Origin of the sequence: Bacillus sp. NEB1478, assembly GCF_031582965.1 — a bacterium.
GTDB lineage: Bacteria > Bacillota > Bacilli > Bacillales > Fictibacillaceae > Fictibacillus.
Genome location: NZ_CP134049.1, coordinates 170,807 through 192,859 on the forward strand (window position 1 = coordinate 170,807; position 22,053 = coordinate 192,859).

Sequence of the window (22,053 nt, forward strand, 5' to 3'; positions counted from 1 at the left end):
CGAAAGGGGGAAGAAATTTAAAGGCTTGCCAGTAGGTTTTAAATAGATCTGGACTTTTAACTTTTATTTTTTAAAATTGAAAGGGGTAGGGGCAATGGAGGTTATGACGTACGTTCTATGGATGCTTTTATTAGTAGGGTCTGTTATGAAAAATCATCTTCTCTTAATTTCTGCGCCTAAATCAGGACATGCTGTTCCAGCGGCAGGAAAAAAGGTGTCTCCCAAGAGTGGCAAGCAGGAAAAGAACGAGAAGGTCATAGATTTTGCTTTGGCAGTTAAGCGTACCCAAAATAAGCAGATGTTCAGCTGGATTGATACGTCGTAACTAAACATATGTGTGTATTTGTTGAGAAAAATAAATTTCATTAAAAGGGGGATTTCTATTACCGATAACGAGCTTTATAAAAAACATTCACTTGCGCTTGCTTGCGGCCTGGATCACCGGAAGCGTGCTGGTTAATGGGGTTAATGTGCGGATATTGGAGGGAGAAGGCAGCTATTAGGAGAGCTGTCTTCTTTGCGTTATTTTCGTTTCATGATACGAATATTATTAGCAAATTTTTTTACACTTTAGCTTGTTACCAGGGTGGTTATCTGCTCAGTGATAAGTAAAGGAATAAAGTATAAATGCAACTAAGGCTGACACTATAAAAAATTAGTGTCAAACAAGTTTTCTTTATTGAATCGTGTTTGGTAGAATAGGAAAAAAAGATAGTCGTGGTGATTGGAAGATGAATATACCTGTTGGACAGTTTGCAAAAAAAATAGAAAAACACGTCACGGAGATCAAGCGGCTCGGAGAAAACTCTCCAAAGTTACGCGAGCACGTTTCAGCAATTCAAGCTTTATGTGAATTAATGCTGGAAGCGGGTGTTGAGGATCATCTGGAAGTGAAAGAATGGGTTCCTGGCTATCCAGTACAAAAGCCAAAAAGCATGATAACAGCTACTTCTGCAAAACCGAAAAAATCCATGATGGATTTTGATATGGAAGATCAAACTAATGAAGAAGAAGACGGAAATGGCGATTCTATTTTTGATTTTTAAAAAGGGTTTGAGAAAAAAGAAGACTGGTCCAAAGTGAAAGATACTTTCGGACAGTCTTTTTTCATTTGGAATGCCTTTTGTAGCCAGTGCCATTCTCGGGGGAGGGCATTTTTTATGTATGGATGGTTTTTTGTTTGATGGAAGCTCATTTTTGTTAGGTTAGGGACTCTGTCGCCAGAATTGTGTTTACTTCAGAGGAATTAAGGCTGATTCGATTAACAAATTTTGTTCTCGATAAGTGATATTCAGATTAAATAGGGTTATACCAGGAAATTTCATGAGGAATCCCACACTTTTTCTCGAGATTGCCACACTTTTTGATTAAATATCCACGAGTCGACAACATCTGACCCCTTTGCACTAATTCAACTACTCGAAAATAAAAAAAGCGCCAATATAGGCGCTTTTAGATCGAAAGGTAACTGTTTCTGTTTTCCATTCTTTCATCTCTAAGTTTTTCGATTTCAATCTTTTCGTTCAATTTTTTATTAGAAAAGTAAACTGCAGTAGCGGTTGCTATTAAACTAAGAGCAGCTAATCCTAGAATTGTATATATCATCGTAGTAAAGAGTTCCATATTGTGTGATCCTCCTTTTGAAGTTTCTGATTCTGTCTTAGTTTGTTTATTTCCACTTAAAAGTAAGTTTTAAACCACTATTTGTATGGGTCAAAGGATTCAATTTTAAAATATGTAAAAGGAATGATGGTAAATTTTCCTCCATCGTTTTATACTATTTTTACGAACATAAAACGAACATATGTTCGATAAAAATAGAGGGGTGAATCAGAAATGAATCAAGCAAATGAATGGCTGAACTTAGTAAATCTCCTCGGTAATGTGGGCTTTCCTATTGTTATTGCAGGGTATTTGCTCGTTCAATTTGAAAAGCGGATTCAAAGCTTAGAGGGGATTATTCGCGAGCTGCATGAAGAACTGGTCGAAAAAGAAGAACTAGAACGAAAGATTGATCAATATGTCCGTGTTTTGGACAGCGAGCGTGATCTGAAAAAAAGATAGCGTTCGCCTTTTTTATCATGGACAAGCCGTCCGCCAATTTTATTTGACAATCCTGTGGCATGCTTTTGATTCTAGGTTTTCAATGGTAAGATAAAAGAAAAACAGGAGTGGAACTATGAAGCTTTTTCTAATTTTAGGAGCCATTAATGCGATGCTCGCTGTCATTTTAGGGGCATTTGGGGCACATGCTTTAGAAGCGAAGTTAACTGAGCGCAACATGCTGCACGTCTATCAGACTGGTGTTCAATATCATATGTATCATGCTTTAGCTTTATTGGCAGTAGGTGTGCTGCTTGGGAAATGGCCAGCGTCAACCCTTTTAAACGGAGCGGGTTGGTCGTTTTTTATCGGAATCCTTTTGTTTTCAGGCAGTCTATACGCGCTATCCAACACAGGGATGAAATTTTTCGGTCCGATCACACCACTAGGAGGTCTGGCATTTATTGTAGGCTGGATTTTGCTCATTATCTCGGTTGTAAAAGCTTAAAGAATTGAATCAGATGTTTTCATCATAAAAATCTAATAATATGAGGCCAAATCACGTTTTTGGCTTCTTTTTTTTGTGTTGGAAGTCTTAAAATCAGCATGTGAGTGATCATTGATATTTTGAGAGTGAATAGGGGATTTTTGTGTGCGAACGTGTAATAAAATAAAAAAACACATACCGTAAACGGAGCAATATCAAACAATAGAAAAAAGGTCCTCCAAATAGGCAGAGTTGCTTTACCTAAAAGAAAGGAACCTCTTTGTATGATTGCTGTCTAACCTAGACAAAGAAAGATTTTATCAGCGAGGGCTATATTGTGCCATCTGGCCGGATTGTCCGCCTTGCTGTTGCTGCTGTGTTCCGTTGTATGGATAGCTATAATTGATTTCTTCATCAAACGTTACATAGTTTACGTAAACCATTAATAGTAAATATCGTTTTCCCGTTTGAGGATCACTTAAAATGATGTGGTCGCGTCCGGCTGCCTCAATGATTCCTTTAAATACTTTTGCGTTCCATTTTTCGTTGTTCTCGAACGTCATATAAACGGTTGCAACTTTACCTTTGTTCATACGTAAAATGTTTTCGATATACGACTGCTCGATAGGCAGCTGGCCAGGTGCTCCGATATCGGCAAGCGGGGCTCCACCCATACCAGGTGCTTGCTGGGTTTGTGCCATATCTAAAGGTACTCCCATTCCGGCCATGGAGCCCATCCCTCCCATTTGGCCCATCGTTCCCATACCATTTTGCACTCTGTAATTCTGATTATACGGATTATAATAGCTCATCAATAAACCTCCTTAAAAGGTACTAAAAACGGAAGGACAATCACTTTGTTTCGGCTGATAAAAACAGTGAGCTTTAAAGCTTCCAGAATGCGGCTGATTGTACCATTTGGGTGGACATGCACCGCTCGGATCAAAAAACCATAAGGCATTGCGAGCGGGATTAAAACGCTGACCGTTAATGACTTTTCTTGCTAATCTTCTCTCATTCTCACGAGCACCTTGATAAAAATAACCTTTAATGGTGGCTTCAAATCCTCCAGGTTTCTGAAAGACCATCTGCTGCATCGTCCGGATATTTTTGAAATCAAGACAGTTGCCGCGGATCCGGTTAACACCTGTATTTCCAACGAGAAGCATCCCTAGGTCTCCTTCTCCTTCCGCTTCAGCCCTTATTAATCGGGCAAGCAGGCTGACATCTTTATTTGTAGCTTTAATGACTGCCAAATTTCTTCCCCCTCAATGTGAAAGTCTTGATGTACAAGCAGGGAAACAGAACATTCGATATATGTGTATGAGCCGTTTTGGAAAACTAGACCACCTAAGCAAAAATTAGGGGACTGACCCCTAACAATTTATTTCCCGCAGCCGTTTGCTCATAATGCACTACGGGTTTGCTCTATTTCACATAGATTTACTCTCGCATTTAAAAAAACGAACAAAAAAAGCCCTCAAAATAATCGGAATTATTTTGAGGGCTTCACATTTTTTATTTAAATTACACTTGTAAGAAAGATGGCACTGCTTCTTTTTTCAGGATGTTCCCAACGAAGAAAGATCCGAATTCGCCGTAGCGTGCACTTACTTCATCAAAGCGCATTTCGTAAACTAATTTTTTAAATTGAAGCACATCGTTCGCGAATAATGTTACGCCCCATTCCCAGTCGTCGAAGCCGACTGATCCTGTGATGATCTGCTTCACTTTCCCTGCATAGCCGCGGCCGATCATACCGTGAGAGTACATCATCTTTTTGCGTTCTTCCATCGAGAGCATATACCAGTTGTCGTCACCGTCACGGCGCTTGTCCATCGGATAGAAACAAACATGGTTCCACTTTGGCAGTTCAGGGAACAGACGAGCTTTAATCATCGGATCCATTTCGCCGCTCTCATTTTGCGGATTGTATGTGCTTAGTTCAACTACAGAAACGTAAGAATGAGCTTTTACTGTATATTGTGCAAAAGCAGTTTTGTTGAATGCATTCTCGATTTCGTTCAATTCTTCCATCGTAGGACGCAAAAGCATCATCATAAAATCAGCTTTTTGGCCGACAATGCTGTATAGTGCATGACTTCCAGCTTTGTTTGCCTCTACATTTTCCCATTTTTCAAGAAAAGTTAAAAACTCATTGATTGCATATTCTCTTGCATCACTCGAAAGCGTTTTCCAAGCGGCCCAATCCATCGTACGGAAATCGTGCAGGCAATACCAGCCTTCTAATGTAATCGCTGCTTCACTCATCGTATATGTCCACTCCTTGCTCATAATTAACACGTCCCTATCAATATAACACAATAGGGACATATCAAAAAATGAACATTAGCTGAACGTTCGGAGAGTTTGCTCAATTTTATTGCGGACATGCGCTGTGTTTCGAAGTTCGTCGCGTGTCAGTGTCATTCGGACTTTTCTTTCGTCCATATCCATCGCTTCTTCCAGCATGCCGAACAACCCTTTTCCGCGCTTGTCGATCTCCAGGAATAGTTCGATGCTATCGTTCTGTGGAACTAAAATGACTTCGAGTTCATCGAGTCTGCCTGCATAAGCACCTGATGTTGGTACGTACTCAAACTCCTGCAAAAACGGAAGTCTGCGGCGCATGTATCTTGGTGCAGATCCGCAATATGCTTTGCGAAGACGGAACCCAAGCTGTTCGATCGATTCAAAAATAGCAGATGTTTCTGCGTCAGGGTGTACACGAATCTGATCATTGTCTGTTGGGTCAACTGCCATTTGAATATCGAGTCCGGTCTTAATCCAAACAGGAGTAGCCCCCAGTGTATAGGGTGTATCATAAGGCAGCGTTAGGGAAAACGGGATTTCCTGAGAGCTGCCAGCTTTTACAGTGAGAGAGGAAGCTACATTCTCTTTAGCGATCGCTGCGGTATCACGAATTTTTTTGTCATCAACTTCCCGATAAAATTCAGTCATGACATACAAAGAAATGTGATCGATGTTTTGGTCGACTTTTCCGCCTTCAATCTTTATGGTTCCGGTAATTTTTTCACCAGGTGAGTACGTATCTTTTTCTAAAATCGTATCCACTTTTGCTGCTCCAATTCCTACACTTGCTAACATGCGGTTTACAAACGACATCATAATTCCTCCTCAGGATTTTCTGATAATCATTACGATGGAAAAAAAGAAAAGATTCAAAGTATGTAAAAAATTTCATCCGATAAGCTGAGAATAACGATTAGCGTTTAAAAATTCAAAATTTAATAACTTTTTGCATACAGCGCTTACAACTGTATCAGTAGGTTTAAAAGGTAATAGAAAAGGAGTACTCTAATAGGGAATGCAAAATGTAGCGTAAAAATTAGTATTTAGGAGGATGATATCATGAGCGATTTATTTATAGATTTGAAAAATAAAGTTCAGCAGCAAAACCCGACGATCGTTTTTCCAGAAGGTACAGATGAAAGAATTCTAGAGGCAACTAGCCGTCTGGCAGCAGAAAAAATCTTAAAGCCGATTCTAATCGGAAACAAAGAAGAGGTTACGGCAAAAGCCAATTCAACTGGTGTTTCTCTTGATGGAGTTGAAGTGATCAACCCATCAGAGTATACGGAGTTTGATGCTTTAGTTGAGGCACTTGTCGAGCGACGTAAAGGAAAGACAACGGAAGAACAAGCGCGCAAAGTATTGCTTGATGGCAACTATTTCGGAACGATGCTAGTTTATACAGGAAAAGCACAGGGACTTGTGAGTGGTGCGGCTCATTCAACAGCTGATACCGTTCGTCCTGCACTTCAGATTATTAAAACAAAAGAAGGCGTGAAAAAAACGTCTGGTGCGTTCATAATGGTTCGCGGCGATGAAAAATATGTGTTCGCAGATTGCGCGATCAATATTGCACCGTCAGCTCAAGATCTCGCAGAATCTGCTATGGTGAGTGCGGAAACGGCCCGTGTTTTTGGAATCGATCCAAAAGTAGCATTGCTTTCGTTCTCGACTAAAGGATCTGCTGTATCTCCTGAGACAGAAAAAGTTGTAGAAGCACTTGAAGTATTAAAAGGAATGAATCCTGACTTTGTGTTTGATGGCGAACTTCAATTCGACGCAGCGTTCGTGCCGTCGGTTGCTAGCAAAAAAGCACCTGAGTCTCCTTTAAAAGGAGAGGCGAACGTGTTTATCTTCCCGAGCTTAGAAACAGGGAACATCGGCTACAAGATGGTTCAGCGCCTTGGCGGATTTGAAGCGATCGGACCGATCCTCCAAGGATTGAACATGCCTGTAAACGACTTATCACGCGGATGTAACGCTGAAGATGTTTATAAACTAGCGCTGATTACAGCAATGCAAGCACTATAAACCTCTATAAAATTGGAAAATGAGAACCAGCTCTGTCAATTGAGCTGGTTTTTTTGTGTGAAAGAAGAAGGAGGGTCAATCTTCCATCTATCAAGATTGGGCATTCTTTTTGAGAAATACACATTTTAAAAGAATCAAACAAAAATTGACCTTTATTAAACAAAAAAAGCAGTTTATCGAACAAAAAAGGACCTCTTTCAAACAAAAAATGCACTCTTTTAAACAAACATCTTCTTTTGGAGAAACTGTGTCCACACGAAAAAGACACAGCCTCCTATAGAGTCAGTGCCTTCTCATTCCGATCCCACATTCTTTTAATATTCGCTGGAAGAAGATCGCTTTCTTCGATAGAAAGCTGTCCGCTGTAAAATAATTCACTGTTTTTATGCAAGACGTTCATCAGCTGAACATGAATATCCGCTACCGTCAGCTGAACTCCTAATAATTCAGCGAGACTCGCCATTACTTCAGGCTGAATCTCGGGATATTGAAACTTCGTCGTCTCATCAGCTAACCCGCGTTTGTAAAATTCACCGATCAACGTGGCACGCTGTGAACCGCTCCCGTCTACACATAAATAGATCTGCACCGCAACACCGCCGCGCATGCGCCGCTGAGAGATGCCAGCAAATTTTTGTCCGCCGATACTAAGATCATAGCTGCCGGGACAGTAAGACCCCACAATTTCATAAGCCTCGAACGTTGCTCCATAAGGGTCCAGCAGCTGCTCCACAAGTACTTTCATCGTGTCGTATCCCTGGTTAATATCAATTGTTCCTTCTTTTTCGGGAAGGATTAACGAGATATTGAGCACCCCTTCATCTAAAACAACCGCGAGTCCGCCAGAGTTCCGAACGATCACACGATAGCCCTGTTCCTCTAAAAATTGGATTCCGTCGAGTAAATGAGGAAGGCGGGTATCCTGAATGCCGAGTACGATCGTATCATGATGCACCCATGTACGTGCTGTTGCTGGGGAACTGCCGCCTCCAATCGATGTACATAACGTATCATCGGTCGCAAATGACTGCCTCGCATCAAAGGTTGGACCGAGCGTTGATTGGTCGATCAGGCGCCAGACTGGCTGGTGCAGCAAGTGATTCGCAGTCATTATAATTTCTCCGCAACGATGATAAACGATTTCGGGATGCCGTGGTCGAGCTCATCTGGGTGCGGTTCTTCGACGAGCTGCCTGATCCATAACTTCTGGCTGCCGATTGCCGTTATGATTTCACCAAGCGTCCACTGGCGAATCTGAACTTGAAACGGAGCACGTTCCTCTGAAATCGCATATTGCAGCTCAGGTAAAAATTTTGAATAGGCGACATCCATTGTAACTAGCTCTTCGCTAAAATAATCACCAGCTACTCTATGTTTTCGAACAGCCTGGCTTTTACCTTGTGACTCTATGAGCTTAGTCGAAACCGGATGGAAGTCTTGAAGAATTAGTTTTCCCCCAGGCTTTAGCAATCCTGCTGCCACTTCGAAAAAGGGATTTAGATCCGTGAAATAATGAAGAATTCCGTTTTCCATAAAAGCCATATCATAATCGCCGGTCATTTCTTCATTTGGCAGATTTAAAATATCATTCACCACATATCTGACGTCTACATTTGCGGCGACAGCAAGCTCGCGTGCATATGCTGCATTTGATTCTGAAATATCGATGACGGTCGTATGTGCCCCGAGCAATGACAGTGCAACAGCCTTACTGCCGTGAGAGCCGAGCAAATTTACGACCTTTTTACCCGTCACGTCTCCGATATAAGCATCGAGCGGCTGCAAGCGGCGTTTTGGATCTTTTTGTATGCGGGTCACTGCTTTTTCAGGCGCGCCAAAACGGTTGACCCATGCCTGGTAAGAACTGTTGCTCCACGCTTGTCCATTTCTTTCTCTTCTTTCCTGATCCATCTTTTGTTCCTCCTGCAATCTATATAAATCTATCATTTCCGTATTAAGCATTATCTAGTATAACCCAAATTTTAAGGGGAAGAAAATGTGGATTTTGTTCTTTTTTTACCGATATTAAATGAGAAGTGCTAGAAAAAAATAGTGGTTGTTTTAAGAGTTAGTAAAACGATACAATGGGTATACTCTAATAGAATCTATGACAAAATTCGAGCAGAAAATACCTTCTTTAGCAAAGTGATTGAGGAAGGGATTTTTATTTTTTACTAGAACTCTTACCTATAAATGTTGTAAGAAGGAGCAGGGAAAAAATCAATGGCTAAACCATTAGGAAAGATGCACGAAGAGAAAGTGTTTAAAGATCCCGTTCACCGCTATATCCACGTTCGAGATGAGCTGATCTGGCGGCTGATCGGCACACGGGAATTTCAGAGACTGCGCAGAATCAGGCAGCTTGGTACGACCTATTTAACGTTTCATGGAGCAGAGCATAGTCGCTTTAGCCATTCTCTTGGTGTTTACGAGATTACAAGGCGAATCATTGATATTTTTCAAGAAAAACAAACGTGGGATCCCGAGCAGCGATTGCTTGTTTTATCTGCTGCACTCCTTCATGATGTGGGACATGGACCTTTTTCGCATTCGTTTGAAAAAGTGTTTGGCGTCGATCATGAGGAATTCAGCCGTGAGATTATTTTGGGCGATACAGAAGTAAATGAGATCCTAATGCAAATGGGAGATGATTTTCCGAAGCAAGTTGCGGAAGTTATTGCGAAAACACATCCGGACAAGCTGATCGTGAGTCTGATTTCGAGCCAGATTGATGCGGATAGAATGGATTATTTGCTGCGAGATGCTTATTTTACAGGTGTAAGCTACGGAAACTTTGATATTGAGCGTATTTTGCGTGTCATGCGTCCGACTGAAGAGGGAGTCGTGATCAAATCCAGCGGTATGCATGCGGTTGAGGATTATATTATGAGCCGCTACCAAATGTACTGGCAAGTCTACTTCCATCCTGTTACGCGAAGTGCGGAAGTGATTTTGAGTAAAATTTTACATCGGGCGAAAGAGCTTTACGAAACAGGCTACACGTTTAAAAGAGAGATCACTCATTTTAAAACACTCTTTGAAGGAAATGTTTCATTAGAAGATTACATTTCGCTGGACGAAGGCACCATTCATTTTTATTTTCAGGCATGGATGGACGAAGAGGATCCTATTTTAAAAGATTTATGCCACAGATTTATTAATCGCAAGCTGTTTAAATATACAGAGATGGTTTCATTTACAGACGGCCATTTGTTATCTGGTTATTTTGACCAGGCGGGTATTAACCCGAAATATTATTTAGTCATCGATTCATCATCTGATCTGCCGTACGATTTTTACAGACCAGGTGAGAAAGAAGAACGATTGCCGATCAATTTGATGAAGCCAAACGGTGAAATTCGTGAGCTGTCACGGGAATCTGATGTGGTGGAAGCGATCTCGGGTAAACGGCGCACAGACCACAAGCTGTATTATCCGCTTGATTTAATTGAAAAAATTAAAGACCAAACGCTGAAAAAGCAGATTAAAGACATTTTATATAAATAAAAAGGCTAACGTGCATGTATGTTTAAGTTGATTGGAGAGGAAGTTGCGAGACTCCTTAGGGATTAGTGTGACAGTTCGAAAAGCGGAAACGGCTGGTACAGCCCCGACAAGCAAAAGGGAGATGGGCTAAGAAGGCGCTTTTTGCCTTCAGGACCATCTAACTTTTGACCTCGAGGGGCTAGACGTTGTAGATAGACAGGTGAGACCATTCAATGTCGCAAGGCGACGAGTGGGCTCACCGCACACCCCTGGGAAAGCGAGCAAACTGGAACAGATATCAACTGCTTACAATGACACCAAAGTTTACGAAAAAAGCCAAATAAATAGAACGAAAAAGGATGTTAGGGGGAAGTGCTGTGTTTGAGGATCATTTAAAGGTTGTCACACTCATACAAGAAGCCGGGGAAGTGATCGGGCGAAAAAAGCTTCAAAAGATGGTGTACATCGCAAAAAAGCTGAATTTTCCTTTTCAAGAAAAGTATCAGTTCCACTTTTATGGACCGTATTCAGAAGAGCTGACGCTGAAGATTGAAGAGCTTTGCAACATGGGATACATACATGAAGTGAAAGAAAAGGTGAGCGGCTATTACCAATATCGCTATGAGGTAAACGCAGAAGGATCGAAGCTTCTTTCCACGTATGGAACCGCAATTGAGATGCTTGGGACGTGTGTCCGTTCGATGAATGAGCAGTCTTCACGTTTCTTAGAACTCGTTTCGACGATTATGTATTTTGATAAGCTGGATAAAGAAGAAATTAAAGAAAAAGTACAGACGGTGAAAGCAAAACAGAAGTATACAGATGAAGAAATGGAAGAGGCTTTCGGTTATATTGCCGGCTTGAAAAACCAAATTCAATAGAAAATAAACCTGTTTGATAGCGATTAAGACCAGCTAGAGGACAGGTTTTTTGTTTACCATCTAAACTGCAGCGGGTGGCCGTGATTGTATAGTCCATACAGATAAACACTGAAAATGAATAAAGAATAAGGAATGATGATTGCGCACAGCGTAGTGATAAATCCTAAGGATATATTCTTTTCATAAAGTTTCGTTGCATAAAAACCAATCCCGAGACCTAGTAAACTGAGCGAAACGAGATAAACAGCCAGCCAGAATTTCATGAGTACACCTCTTTTTTATCAGCATATCCACTCGTTAGCAAAGATAAACGAGCGCTTAATTGAAACTTTTGAATACAAATTTACGACTAAATGACAAAAGGAGGCATCATGATGAAAAATTTAAGGTTAATTATCCTATCATGTCTAATGGTCCTTTTGGCGGCTTGCGGAAATAAACCTGCGTCAACAGAAGATAAAAATAGCGGGTCATTTGAAGTGAAAAATGAGATTCCAGCCGAACAAGCAGGCGTTAAAGCTGAATGGAAGCTAGAAGACAGCGATGATCAAGGGAAGCTGCTCTTGAAAAATGGCTCAGAAAAGACGGTAGGTACAGGAACCGCTTATAAGATTGAAAAATGGACAGATGGAAAATGGGAAAAGGTGAATGCGGATCAAATGTTTACAGAGCAGATGATCGAAGTAAAAGCGGGCGGAGATTATGAACAGACCGTCGAATTAAAGGAAAAAAAAGCAGGGACATACCGCATTACGAAAACCTTTTTTGAAGACGAAAAAAAGCATGATATAGCTGTTGTGTTTGATAAGAAGTAAAAAAAAGACCGGCTCATCCCATTTGACACGGGGTGTCCGGTCTTTCATCTTTAATTCTATTTCTATCAAGATTTTGATAAAAGAGTTTGAAGCGGATTCCAATAATTCTCATGCCAACCTGCTGCTAAATGCTTATCTTGTCCTTCTGGAAAACCTGAATGGGTGAATTTAAGAAGTGTTTGGTTACCTCTCTCATTCAACTCGAAAGTGACGATTGAATAAACGCCAGGTTCCCAGTTCGCTGCACGCCAAGCTTGTACGATACGTTCATTAGGAACAAGTTCAATCGTTCTTCCTAAAATCATACCTCCAAAACATGAAAAACTGCCACCTTCTTCAGCGACAATGGATGTTGGTGCGCCTCCAGACATTTTACTGAATTGCTGTTCGTTTAATAGAGCCTGATAAACACGATCACGGCTTGTTTCAAATACGATCTCTTGCTGTATTTTTGTAGACATATTAGTACCTCCTGTTTATATTGTTACGATTTATTGCGTGTAGACCATGGATCGGCGCCAACATCTTCACCCTCTGCTAGACGTTGAAGTCTGGACATATAATGAGTCCATCCTTGGTCATTGGATGTCATTTTTTCTACTGGGAGATCTATATGATTTAAAGTAAGCAACGTTCCGTTATCTTGAGGGGTTAATATAAATTCAACCGTACTCGATCCTGGGGGCATTACTTCTAATCCTTCCCAACCCCAGGTTAAGACTACTTTTTCATAGGGGTTAATTTCTTTATATTCTCCTAATGCGATATTTTTTCCGTCGATGTCAATCCGATATTTGCCGCCTATCTTCGGTTCCAACATTACATATTGGCCAATCCAGCGAACCATTTTATCCGGCTCAATAAAGAAAAAGAATAATGTTTTGGGTGAACATTCGATAAAAATTTCTTTTGTAAGTCTGCTAGTATCTCCGTTCATTATTTCTTCTTTCCTCCTCTTCTGCGGCTTCTTTTAAGCGCAATAAGCTATCATCCCAAAATTGGTCCACAAATTCTTTTAAATCCTTGAACCCTTCCTTTCTTATTCTGTAATAGCGCTTAGTACCTGATTTTCGAACAGAGACCAGTCCAGAACTCTCAAGTACTTTTAAATGCTGGGAGATCGCAGGAGCCGATATGTCGAAATGCTCTGCAATAGATGTTGATGTTCGTTCACCATTACGTAAAAGATTTAATATTTCCCTGCGGCTGGGAACGGATAAGGATGCAATTATTTTTTCTATCATGGTATTAATTTAGCATTCACTTAATTAAGTGTCAACTTAATTTAAAAAACTTCAAAAAAATTGCCCAAAAGAGAGGAGTCTCCTTAGGGCAGTTTGGAATTAGTGCGGTAAGAACGCTAATTGATATAAGAATAATACAGCAAACAAGTACACTAAGAATGGAACTTCACGCCATTTGCCTTTTACGATTTTTAAAATTGGATAAGAAATGAATCCAAGCGCGATTCCAGTCGCGATACTGGATGTGAGTGGCATCGTTAAAATAATTAAGAAAGCTGGGAACGCCTCGTCTAACTCGTTCCAGTTGATTTTGCTAAGTGAACCAAGCATTAAGCTTCCAACGATGATTAAAGTTGGAGCTGTAATCGCAGCAAGGTCAGAGATCGTACCTACGAGCGGTGCGAAAAAGGCTGAGACGACAAACAATAGGGCAACAACAACGGAAGTTAATCCTGAACGTCCGCCTGCAGCTACACCTGATGAAGATTCGATGTATGCACTTGTCGGGCTTGTCCCGAAAGCAGCACCGACTGTCGTTGCAATAGAGTCAGCGAGAAGGGCCTGTCGTGCACGAGGCATTTTGTTTCCTTTCATCAAACCGGCTTGTTCGGCAACACCGACCATCGTTCCAGTTGTGTCAAAGATCGTGACTAGCAAGAATGAGAAGACAACAGCGTATAATCCATAGTGGAACACGTCTGCAAAGGCAGCAATCGGATCACCAAAAATAAAAAATTCAGTCGGCATTTTTGGAGCCGCCACGATTTTATGAAATTCCAGGATTCCAGTAAAGTATGCGATTGCTCCCGTAATGATCATGCCGAAGAACAAAGCACCATTAACGTTAAGAGCCATTAAGATCAATGTGATGGCAAGACCTGCAAGTGCCAGCATAACAGTTGGGGAATGCAAATCACCAAGAGCTACTAAGTTTTCCGGATGTGCTACGATAATTTTTGATAAACGCATTCCGATAAACGCGATAAAAAGTCCGATACCCGCTGTAATTCCGTGTTTCAGGTTAGCCGGGATCGACTCGATCAGTTTAGAACGGAAAGGTGTTAATGATAAGATGACAAATAAGATACCGGCAACAAAAACGGCGCCAAAAGCGGTTTGGTAGTTAATGTTTGTATGGTTTCCAACGACCGAAAATGCAAAATACGCGTTTAATCCCATTCCGGGTGCAATGGCGATTGGATAATTGGCAAAAAGGGCCATCCAAAGGGTCCCAACTACGGTTGAGATGATTGTTGCAATAAATACGATATCAAATGGTACACCAGCAGAGTGAAGAATAATCGGGTTTACAATCACGATATAGACCATCGTTAAAAATGTTGTAAGACCGGCAATTAATTCTGTTTTTACATTTGTACCAAGTTCATTTAACTTAAAAAAGGATGAAAGCATTGTGTTTACCTCCGAAATACGAACGATTTATGAGTACAAGTTATATAATATTCGTTTTTAGGAAAATATTCAACCTTATTTTAGAATGCTTTTTTCTAAAAGATTGCTGCTTCTGGGGCATTTTTGTAATTTGACTCCAATGACAAGTTGATTGGAGTGTAAGGTGTGAGACTCCTGCGGGACAGGCGGGCAGGTGAGACACTTATACGTGAAACGTACGAATGTGGCTCACCGCCTGCCCCGCGGAAAGCGAGCAACCTAGAACGGAAATCAACCACTTACAAGAGCAACAAAGCTTTTGAACCACCCTTTTAGAATGTATCTTACTGAGAGATTCTTTCATTTTGTGATACAATACGTGTTAATAATGAATGTTTAGAGGAGCTGGAAGTATGAAAGATTTTTTCAATTCCAATGATAACGCCAAAGACGGCGATAAAAAGAAAAAGGGCATGGGATTCACTATCATCAGCGGTGACTCTACAGATGGACATGGCGGTTACGGTGTCGGAAGTTTAACGCTGGATCATGTTACACCTGTAATTGTTGACGTGGAGGACGCAGTTGCTTATATCGATATGGGCGCGATGCATGCAAGAAGTGAAGTCGAAAAAAGAGTGAAGTTCACGCCAAACCGTGAAAATACACCAAACCCAAGATTGTATTGGCTAGTTTGGGTAACGATCAACCGCGGAGCTAATGGACCCTATTATTTTGGACTGACAGCTTGTGAGATGCAGGTCGATAAGGAAGCTCGACGCGGCTATAAAAGTTTGCCAGAACACGTAAACCGCATGGACAAATCCATGAAGGGCCGTGTGATGGTTGAGAACATGGACGATCATGCAAGACGCATTCTCGGTGAGTTCTTAAAAGAGCATGATGAAGATATGTTCAGCCGTTCTGGAGAAGAAATCAAGTCATTAGTGGAATAAAAATGGCAAAGTTATGAACCTTTTTTGAACATTTTTTAAAAAACTTGTGACAAGAAAGCACTTCCATTAAACTAAGGTTAGCATTGTACACACAATGTGCTAGGACAATAAAGTGCCCGGGGCTTTGTATAGAGCTTCCGGGCATTTTATTTTGTCCGGGAAGTTTGAAGTTAGGCGGTTTTGTCGTTTGTCGAATCATGTCGGTTCGTGGTTATATGGGCGATAAGTGTGGAATTATGGAAATTAATGTGGATATATTGGCTCTAAACGTGGAATTATCGCAAATAACGTGGATTTATCACCATTTTTCATGGAATTACATAAAAATCAAGCTTTCATCATAATAAAAAACCCCTGCCGATCAGCAAATGGCAGGGGTTTTCAGCTTACCAAGAGAAAATCCGTTTGAAAAATCCTTTTTTCTCTTCAGTTTTCTCCAATTTTTCATTTACTTTCTTTGAAATGCCATGTTCGTCACAATATTCGATGGGTTCTGTTCCTTTTTCGTAATAAGAGATGCGAGTAACCGGACAGCTTTCGGTTGCAAGCTTTCCGTCCTGCGGATCAATCGTGACCGCAACGACTCCTTCTGGCTGGTGAAAGGAGAGAATTTGTTTGTTTTTTAATGCTCCTTCCATAAAATACGCCCAGATTCGCTTGGAGTAGCCCGTGTCATTAATATCATGAAGCTCTTTGCTTTCATCGTATCCGACCCAAACGCCTGTTACGAGCTGAGGGGTGTAGCCGACCATCCAGCTGTCGGACGGAGTCGATCCTGATTTTCCAGCCATCGGCCGCGTTAAATATTGATTAATGCTGGAACCAGTTACACTCGTATAGTCGTTCAGCTTTTCATCGAATGTTCCCGTTAACAGGTCGGTCATCACGAACGCTTTATTTTCATCGATCACTTGCTCGCTTTTGTAGTCCTTTTTATAAAGAACTTTTCCTTTCGAGTCGGTGATCTTCGTTATAAATACAGGGTCGACTTTCTTTCCGCCATTGGCAAAAACACCGTATGCACTCGTCAATTCCATCACACCTACACTTTTTGATCCGAGGGCTAGGGAAGGAATGCTTGCGAGCGGACTTTTTATGCCGAATTTTTTGGCGGTTTTGACGAGTTTCTCAGGTCCTAAATATAGATTTGTTTTTACCGCATAAATGTTATCGGATAAAGCGAGCGCTTGAGCCATCGTAATAAAATCGTTGGCGTAGCGGTTTTTGAAGTTTTTCGGTTTGTATTCTGTTACCCCGTCTGCCATCGCGAACGTTGTTGGTTCTGATTTGATAGGTGTCGACGGTGTGTAGCCATGTTCTAATGCTGTGTAATAAAGAAAAGGCTTAAATGTTGAACCGGGAGCACGTTTCGCTTGAATCGCCCGGTTGAACGAGCTTTTCTCAAAATCTCTTCCCCCAATGAGAGCCTTCACGTTTCCATTTCGCGGATCCATCGCAACGAGTGCGGTTTGGATTTTTTCATTATCGATAATTCGGTTTTCGACAGTATGTTCGGCAACTTCCTGCATGTTTGGATCCAATGTTGTGTAAATGTTCAGTCCGCCGAATTGAATGGAATTGGCGTTGATGTTGAGCTCGCTTTTCAATGTGCGCATGACAGCGTCCTGAAAATAAGGAGCAACCGCGATGACTTTTTCATCTTCTTCTCGTACATAGTTCAATTTTTCATTTTCAGCTTGAACGACAGCCTCTTTTTTTATCAATCCGTCTTCCGCCATGGATGTTAAGATGATGTCTTGTCTCTTTTTTGCATGATCTTCATTATAAATAGGAGAGTAGTAACTCGGACCTTTCGGGATGCCAGTGAGCATCGTTGCTTCAGCAAGCGTCAGGTCATCGGCGTTTTTCCCGTAATAATAGCGTGCAGCGGACTGGATTCCATAAGAACCATGACCGTAATAAATCGTATTTAAATAGCCTTCTAAAATCTCATCCTTCGAATAACTCATCTCCAGACGCATCGTGTAAAAGGCTTCTTGAAATTTTCTTCGCCACGTTTTTTCGTGCGTTAAAAAAAGATTCCGTGCATATTGCTGAGTGATCGTGCTCGCACCTTGCACTTTAGCTCCAGCTTTTATATCCGCTAATAGAGCTCCTGCGATTCTTTTCGGATCAAAACCATGGTGCTTGCGGAAGCTTTTATCCTCGATGGAAATGGTTGCGTCTATTACATCTTTATCTATTTTTTTCAGGGGAACCCAATACCGGTTTTGGGCTTTGTTGTTGATCTCACCGATTTTCGAACCGTCTGCTGCATAAAGGGTCGTTGTCTGCGGAACGAGCAGTTCTGGGGGACCCATCAGTTTAGCCAGCATCAGCAATCCTATGAAACCTAAAACAAAACTTCCAAAGGTGATGGCACCCCATTTTTTAATCCAGCGTATTTTTTGTTCTTTTGTCGCTTCTTTAATAATCTGCCAAAACTTCACCTTCCGACCCTCCTTATAATCCGAACGTTTTTTATTAGCCATTTTTATTAGATAGTATGGTGAAAAAGTGCGGCTCTTAAACGTAATCAAGAAACGAAATGCTATAATGGCAGGTAGACAGGAGGTACGGTAATGCTTATACAAAACATTCAATATATGAAGATCGGTGAAAACGGAAAGTGGCAAGTGAAGTCTGGAGATATATTGGTTCGTGAAAATCGGATCGAGAACATTGGAGATTTTTCTTATGATGAGCCGGAAGAGACGGTGGACGGTAAAGGGATGCTGGCGTTACCAGGACTCGTGAACGGGCACCAGCACACGCCAATGTCACTGCTGCGCTGTTTTAGTGATGACGTTCCTCTTATGACATGGCTGAACGAAAAAATGCTTCCGCTTGAAATGAAGATGAACGATGAGGACCGCTACTCTGGTGCTATGATTTCAATGGCTGAAATGATCAAAAGCGGAACGACGTCTTACGCGGATATGTACATAGGTATGGACCAAGTGGCTGAAGCGGCAGCAGTGTCAGGAATCCGTGCGGTTATTGCAAGAGGGTTGATCGCGATGGATGACGATTATGAAGGTCGCTTGAAAGAAGCAGCGGATGTGATCGATCGCTGGCACGGAAAAGGAAACGGACGTATTACAACAATGATCGCGCCTCATTCCCCGTATATGTGTCCACCTGACTTTTTAAAAGCAGCGGTGAAGCTTTCTGAAGCGAAAGAGGTTCCGATGCACATTCATCTCGCTGAAACGAAAGATGAAGAACGCATGATTTTAGAAAAATATAAGATGAGACCTGTAGAGTATTTGGAGAGCGCAGGCGTTTTTGGGCGCCGGGTATTGCTCGCTCATGGGGTTCATTTTAATGACGATGATTTCAAAACGTTAGAGAAAATAAAAGGCGGGATCATTCATAACCCGGTGAGCAACGCCAAATTAGGCTGTGGGATAAGCGATGTTAAGAGGTTAGTAGATGCAGGTGTGAAAGTAGGTCTAGGAACGGACGGACCTGCCAGTGCAAGCTCTCTTGATCTATTTTTCGAGATGAAAGCGGCGAGTTGGTTCCAAAAGCTGAAGTATGAAGATGCTGCTAGTTTAAGTGCACATGATGTGCTGACAATGGCAACACAAAACGGCGCAGATATTTTAGGGATTGGGGAAGACGTCGGTTCGTTAACGATCGGGAAAAAAGCAGATATCATCTTGATAGATATGAATAAACTGCATTTAACGCCTAGCCATGAACCTGTGAACTTGCTTGTTTACTCGGCAACGGGACAAGATGTGGATACGGTTATCATTGATGGTAAAATCGTCATGCGCGGCCGTGAACTGACAACGATTGATGAAGAGAAAGTGATGGCAGAAGCGAAAGAGCGTACGAAACAGCTGCTAGCGAGGGCTTAATTCAAGAATCCATCTTTTTAGTATGTGAAAACAGACAATTTTAAAAAAGAAAACGCCCGTGCATAAAAACACGGGCATTTTTGCGCCAGAAGACACACGAGCCGGAAAAGCAGACCGCATAGCCTGTAGTAGACTAAGGGCGCCTTTACGAGTATGACAGAGGCCTATTTATTTTTAGACGTAAGGACAGTAACGATAAGCGAGCTAAAAGCGACCGCAAACATCAACGCCTCAAAAATCGTCAGAGGCATCACCCCCCTTAACTGAAAAGCTGCAAAACCAGCAAGTTGTTCAGCTCCAGTTTTAAAAAGGGAATGCGCCGGCCGTCTGTCCTTCTGACGCTATTATCATTATAGCACTTTTGAGGGAAGTCATAAGTCATCCTAAAGAAACAGGGTAAAATGCCTATTTTTATCATGAAACGAATACGAATCGATGCAGAAGGGTACCGTTATTGAAGAGTCTTCATAGGCACAGATGTATTTTTACCAAAAATTAAATTGGAATCTAAGGGTGAGAATGCTATAATCATTTTGTTTGTGAAAAAATGAAACTTTTGATGCCTGGCATTTCAAATATAGATTAGGAGTGAGACCAATATGAGTATTTGGTTTACTGAAAAACAAACAGAGAACTTTGGAATTACAATGAATATCAAAAAAACGTACGTATCTGAGCAAACGGAATTTCAAAAGCTGGATATGGTTGAAACGGCAGAATTCGGAAACATGCTGATCCTTGATGGCATGGTTATGACAACGCAAAAAGACGAGTTTGTATACCACGAGATGGTAGCGCACGTACCACTTTTCACACACCCGAACCCGAAGAACGTTTTAGTTGTCGGTGGCGGAGACGGCGGAGTTATCCGTGAAGTGCTTAAGCACCCATCTGTTGAAAAAGCAGTGCTTGTTGAGATCGATGGAAAAGTAATCGAGTACTCTAAAAAGTATTTGCCTGAAATCGCTGGTGAGTTAGAGAACCCGCGTGTTGATGTAAAAGTAGATGATGGTTTCATGCACATCGCGACAAGCGAAAATATGTATGACGTAATCATGGTTGACTCAACTGAGCCTGTTGGACCAGCTGCTAAGCTTTTCGAAAAAGGATTCTATGAAGGAATCTCTAAAGCGTTAAAAGAAGACGGAATCTTTGTTGCTCAAACGGACAACCCTTGGTTCACACCTGAGTTGATCTCTCAAGTATTCAAAGATGTTAGCGAAATTTTCCCGATCACACGTCTTTACACAGCAAACATTCCAACATACCCAAGCGGACTTTGGACGTTCACGATCGGATCAAAGAAACACGATCCGTTAGAAGTGCCTGCTGAGCGTTTCCACGATATCGAAACAAAATATTGGACACCACAGCTTCATACAGCTGCATTCGCACTGCCGAAGTTTGTAAGTGATCTGCTGAAATAAGAGGTGAGGGGGGCTTTGTTTAAGCTCCCCGCATTTTAATTTTTTACGTTAAAAGGAGTGTTTGAATATGCGTTTTGATGAAGCTTATTCTGGAAATGTATTTATTTTAAGTAAGCCAGATTATAAAAGTGCCGACGCTGTTATTTATGGAATGCCGATGGACTGGACAGTATCATTCCGCCCTGGCAGCCGTTTTGGTCCTGCAAGAATCCGCGAAGCTTCTCTTGGTCTGGAAGAGTACAGTCCTTACATGGACAAGCATTTAGAAGAAGTTAATTATTTTGATGCTGGAGATATTCCATTGCCGTTCGGAAACCCGCAGCGTTCTCTTGATATGATCGAAGAGTACGTATCCACTTTGTTGAACGACAACAAGTTTCCATTAGGTCTTGGCGGAGAGCATCTAGTAACATGGCCTGTATTTAAAGCATTAAAGCAAAAATATGATGACTATGTGGTTATTCATATTGACGCACATGCGGACCTTCGCGAACAGTATGAAGGAGAAGTACTTTCCCACTCTACACCGATCCGCAAAGTGTGTAACTTGATTGGAGCAGAAAACGTATATTCATTCGGTATCCGTTCAGGTATGCGCGAAGAGTTCGAATTTGCAAAAACAAGCGGCATGCACATGTACAAGTTTGATGTGGCTGAACCATTGAAAAAAGTTCTTCCTACATTAAAAGGACGCAACGTTTATGTGACGATTGATATCGATGTGCTTGATCCATCAGCAGCACCTGGAACAGGTACAGCTGAAGCAGGCGGAATTACGTCAAAAGAGCTTTTGGAAGCGATCCAGGCAATTGCTCAAGCAGACATCAACATTATTGGAGCTGATTTAGTAGAAGTAGCGCCAATCTACGATTCATCAGAACAAACTCCGATCGCAGCAAGTAAGTTTCTTCGTGAGATCTTACTTGGCTGGGTGAAATAACATTCGTTGATTGATAAGCGTTCCTCTATTACTAACTGAAGGTAAAAGCGCTGCTCCTGCGATTACTCGTTGCAACTCGCAGGCTTCATGCAAGTTTTGCTCGTCTCTGAATCAACAAGATAATTAGGTAATCCCGGCACGTTGGCTTTTTAGCTGCGTTTCGGGATTT

General features: G+C 41.5%; 25 protein-coding genes. 12 read left to right on the forward strand and 13 right to left on the reverse strand.

The window, feature by feature from the left end:
• Nucleotides 1–94: 94 nt before the first annotated feature.
• Both RGB74_RS00820 and RGB74_RS00825 read left to right on the forward strand, forming a co-directional pair.
• On the forward strand, nucleotides 95–325 hold the full coding sequence (locus RGB74_RS00820; protein WP_310761099.1) for a hypothetical protein: 231 nt from the start codon (nucleotides 95–97) through the stop codon (nucleotides 323–325).
• A 406-nt stretch (nucleotides 326–731) separates the two neighbouring features.
• Nucleotides 732–1,046 (forward strand): YwdI family protein, encoded by a 315-nt coding sequence (locus RGB74_RS00825; protein ID WP_310761100.1) that lies wholly within the window; start codon nucleotides 732–734, stop codon nucleotides 1,044–1,046.
• A gap of 406 nt (nucleotides 1,047–1,452) precedes the next feature.
• Here the strand turns inward: RGB74_RS00825 and RGB74_RS00830 are convergent, their stop codons facing one another.
• On the reverse strand, nucleotides 1,453–1,623 hold the full coding sequence (locus RGB74_RS00830; RefSeq protein WP_310761101.1) for a hypothetical protein: 171 nt from the start codon (nucleotides 1,621–1,623) through the stop codon (nucleotides 1,453–1,455).
• Nucleotides 1,624–1,836: 213 nt separating this feature from the next.
• Between RGB74_RS00830 and RGB74_RS00835 the strand changes: the two genes are divergently transcribed.
• A complete protein-coding gene (locus tag RGB74_RS00835) occupies nucleotides 1,837–2,064 on the forward strand; it encodes a YvrJ family protein (RefSeq protein ID WP_310761102.1) in 228 nt (75 codons plus the stop codon).
• A gap of 115 nt (nucleotides 2,065–2,179) precedes the next feature.
• Entirely contained in the window at nucleotides 2,180–2,551 is a 372-nt protein-coding gene (locus RGB74_RS00840; RefSeq protein ID WP_310761103.1) for a DUF423 domain-containing protein, read from the forward strand.
• Between the two features lie 299 nt (nucleotides 2,552–2,850).
• Here RGB74_RS00840 and gerQ read toward each other — a convergent pair whose 3' ends face one another.
• The 4 genes from gerQ to RGB74_RS00860 all read right to left on the reverse strand — a co-directional run bounded on the left by gerQ (nucleotide 2,851) and on the right by RGB74_RS00860 (nucleotide 5,659).
• The gene (gene gerQ / locus RGB74_RS00845; RefSeq protein WP_310761104.1) at nucleotides 2,851–3,342 is read right to left on the reverse strand and encodes a spore coat protein GerQ; all 492 of its coding nucleotides are present in this window, start codon (nucleotides 3,340–3,342) and stop codon (nucleotides 2,851–2,853) included.
• A gap of 12 nt (nucleotides 3,343–3,354) precedes the next feature.
• Entirely contained in the window at nucleotides 3,355–3,786 is a 432-nt protein-coding gene (locus RGB74_RS00850) for a cell wall hydrolase (protein ID WP_310761105.1), read from the reverse strand.
• Nucleotides 3,787–4,057: 271 nt separating this feature from the next.
• Nucleotides 4,058–4,801 (reverse strand): hydrogen peroxide-dependent heme synthase, encoded by a 744-nt coding sequence (hemQ, locus tag RGB74_RS00855; protein WP_310762954.1) that lies wholly within the window; start codon nucleotides 4,799–4,801, stop codon nucleotides 4,058–4,060.
• Nucleotides 4,802–4,879: 78 nt separating this feature from the next.
• Nucleotides 4,880–5,659, reverse strand: coding sequence for a sporulation protein (locus RGB74_RS00860; RefSeq protein ID WP_310761106.1), 780 nt, complete (start codon nucleotides 5,657–5,659; stop codon nucleotides 4,880–4,882).
• 243 nt (nucleotides 5,660–5,902) lie between these two features.
• Between RGB74_RS00860 and pta the strand changes: the two genes are divergently transcribed.
• Nucleotides 5,903–6,874, forward strand: coding sequence for a phosphate acetyltransferase (pta, locus tag RGB74_RS00865; protein WP_310761107.1), 972 nt, complete (start codon nucleotides 5,903–5,905; stop codon nucleotides 6,872–6,874).
• 274 nt (nucleotides 6,875–7,148) lie between these two features.
• Here pta and RGB74_RS00870 read toward each other — a convergent pair whose 3' ends face one another.
• Both RGB74_RS00870 and RGB74_RS00875 read right to left on the reverse strand, forming a co-directional pair.
• Complete coding sequence (locus tag RGB74_RS00870; protein WP_396136082.1) at nucleotides 7,149–7,988, reverse strand: octanoyl-[GcvH]:protein N-octanoyltransferase; 840 nt, start codon at nucleotides 7,986–7,988, stop codon at nucleotides 7,149–7,151.
• Entirely contained in the window at nucleotides 7,985–8,785 is an 801-nt protein-coding gene (locus RGB74_RS00875) for a class I SAM-dependent methyltransferase (protein WP_310761109.1), read from the reverse strand. The genes RGB74_RS00870 and RGB74_RS00875 overlap by 4 nt, the downstream gene beginning before the upstream one ends.
• 312 nt (nucleotides 8,786–9,097) lie before the next feature.
• Between RGB74_RS00875 and RGB74_RS00880 the strand changes: the two genes are divergently transcribed.
• Nucleotides 9,098–10,381 carry an HD domain-containing protein gene (locus RGB74_RS00880; protein ID WP_310761110.1) on the forward strand — a complete coding sequence of 428 codons (1,284 nt, stop codon included), beginning with the start codon at nucleotides 9,098–9,100 and terminating at the stop codon, nucleotides 10,379–10,381.
• 434 nt (nucleotides 10,382–10,815) lie between these two features.
• The gene (locus tag RGB74_RS00885; RefSeq protein WP_396136083.1) at nucleotides 10,816–11,241 is read left to right on the forward strand and encodes a YwgA family protein; all 426 of its coding nucleotides are present in this window, start codon (nucleotides 10,816–10,818) and stop codon (nucleotides 11,239–11,241) included.
• A gap of 53 nt (nucleotides 11,242–11,294) precedes the next feature.
• Here the strand turns inward: RGB74_RS00885 and RGB74_RS00890 are convergent, their stop codons facing one another.
• Nucleotides 11,295–11,504: a hypothetical protein gene (locus RGB74_RS00890; RefSeq protein WP_310761112.1), complete on the reverse strand. Its 210-nt coding sequence runs from the start codon at nucleotides 11,502–11,504 to the stop codon at nucleotides 11,295–11,297.
• Nucleotides 11,505–11,615: 111 nt separating this feature from the next.
• On the opposite strand from RGB74_RS00890, the gene RGB74_RS00895 reads away from it, so the two are divergent.
• The gene (locus RGB74_RS00895) at nucleotides 11,616–12,056 is read left to right on the forward strand and encodes an immunoglobulin-like domain-containing protein (protein WP_310761113.1); all 441 of its coding nucleotides are present in this window, start codon (nucleotides 11,616–11,618) and stop codon (nucleotides 12,054–12,056) included.
• 65 nt (nucleotides 12,057–12,121) lie between these two features.
• On the opposite strand, the gene RGB74_RS00900 is transcribed toward RGB74_RS00895, so the two are convergent.
• The 4 genes from RGB74_RS00900 to RGB74_RS00915 all read right to left on the reverse strand — a co-directional run bounded on the left by RGB74_RS00900 (nucleotide 12,122) and on the right by RGB74_RS00915 (nucleotide 14,713).
• On the reverse strand, nucleotides 12,122–12,517 hold the full coding sequence (locus RGB74_RS00900) for an SRPBCC domain-containing protein (protein ID WP_310761114.1): 396 nt from the start codon (nucleotides 12,515–12,517) through the stop codon (nucleotides 12,122–12,124).
• A gap of 23 nt (nucleotides 12,518–12,540) precedes the next feature.
• On the reverse strand, nucleotides 12,541–12,993 hold the full coding sequence (locus RGB74_RS00905; RefSeq protein WP_310761115.1) for an SRPBCC family protein: 453 nt from the start codon (nucleotides 12,991–12,993) through the stop codon (nucleotides 12,541–12,543).
• Nucleotides 12,977–13,300: an ArsR/SmtB family transcription factor gene (locus RGB74_RS00910; RefSeq protein ID WP_310761116.1), complete on the reverse strand. Its 324-nt coding sequence runs from the start codon at nucleotides 13,298–13,300 to the stop codon at nucleotides 12,977–12,979. The genes RGB74_RS00905 and RGB74_RS00910 overlap by 17 nt, the downstream gene beginning before the upstream one ends.
• A 99-nt stretch (nucleotides 13,301–13,399) precedes the next feature.
• A complete protein-coding gene (locus RGB74_RS00915; protein WP_310761117.1) occupies nucleotides 13,400–14,713 on the reverse strand; it encodes an NCS2 family permease in 1,314 nt (437 codons plus the stop codon).
• 392 nt (nucleotides 14,714–15,105) lie between these two features.
• Between RGB74_RS00915 and RGB74_RS00920 the strand changes: the two genes are divergently transcribed.
• Nucleotides 15,106–15,648 carry a YwhD family protein gene (locus tag RGB74_RS00920; protein WP_310761118.1) on the forward strand — a complete coding sequence of 181 codons (543 nt, stop codon included), beginning with the start codon at nucleotides 15,106–15,108 and terminating at the stop codon, nucleotides 15,646–15,648.
• A 386-nt stretch (nucleotides 15,649–16,034) separates the two neighbouring features.
• Here the strand turns inward: RGB74_RS00920 and RGB74_RS00925 are convergent, their stop codons facing one another.
• A complete protein-coding gene (locus tag RGB74_RS00925) occupies nucleotides 16,035–18,140 on the reverse strand; it encodes a transglycosylase domain-containing protein (RefSeq protein WP_396136084.1) in 2,106 nt (701 codons plus the stop codon).
• A 90-nt stretch (nucleotides 18,141–18,230) separates the two neighbouring features.
• Here RGB74_RS00925 and RGB74_RS00930 point away from each other — a divergent pair, with 90 nt between their 5' ends.
• The 3 genes from RGB74_RS00930 to speB all read left to right on the forward strand — a co-directional run bounded on the left by RGB74_RS00930 (nucleotide 18,231) and on the right by speB (nucleotide 21,884).
• Nucleotides 18,231–19,517, forward strand: a complete 1,287-nt coding sequence (locus RGB74_RS00930) for an amidohydrolase (RefSeq protein WP_310761120.1) — start codon at nucleotides 18,231–18,233, stop codon at nucleotides 19,515–19,517.
• 599 nt (nucleotides 19,518–20,116) lie between these two features.
• Nucleotides 20,117–20,944, forward strand: coding sequence for a spermidine synthase (gene speE, locus RGB74_RS00935; RefSeq protein WP_310761121.1), 828 nt, complete (start codon nucleotides 20,117–20,119; stop codon nucleotides 20,942–20,944).
• Between the two features lie 67 nt (nucleotides 20,945–21,011).
• Nucleotides 21,012–21,884 carry an agmatinase gene (gene speB / locus RGB74_RS00940; RefSeq protein WP_310761122.1) on the forward strand — a complete coding sequence of 291 codons (873 nt, stop codon included), beginning with the start codon at nucleotides 21,012–21,014 and terminating at the stop codon, nucleotides 21,882–21,884.
• Nucleotides 21,885–22,053: the final 169 nt, after the last annotated feature.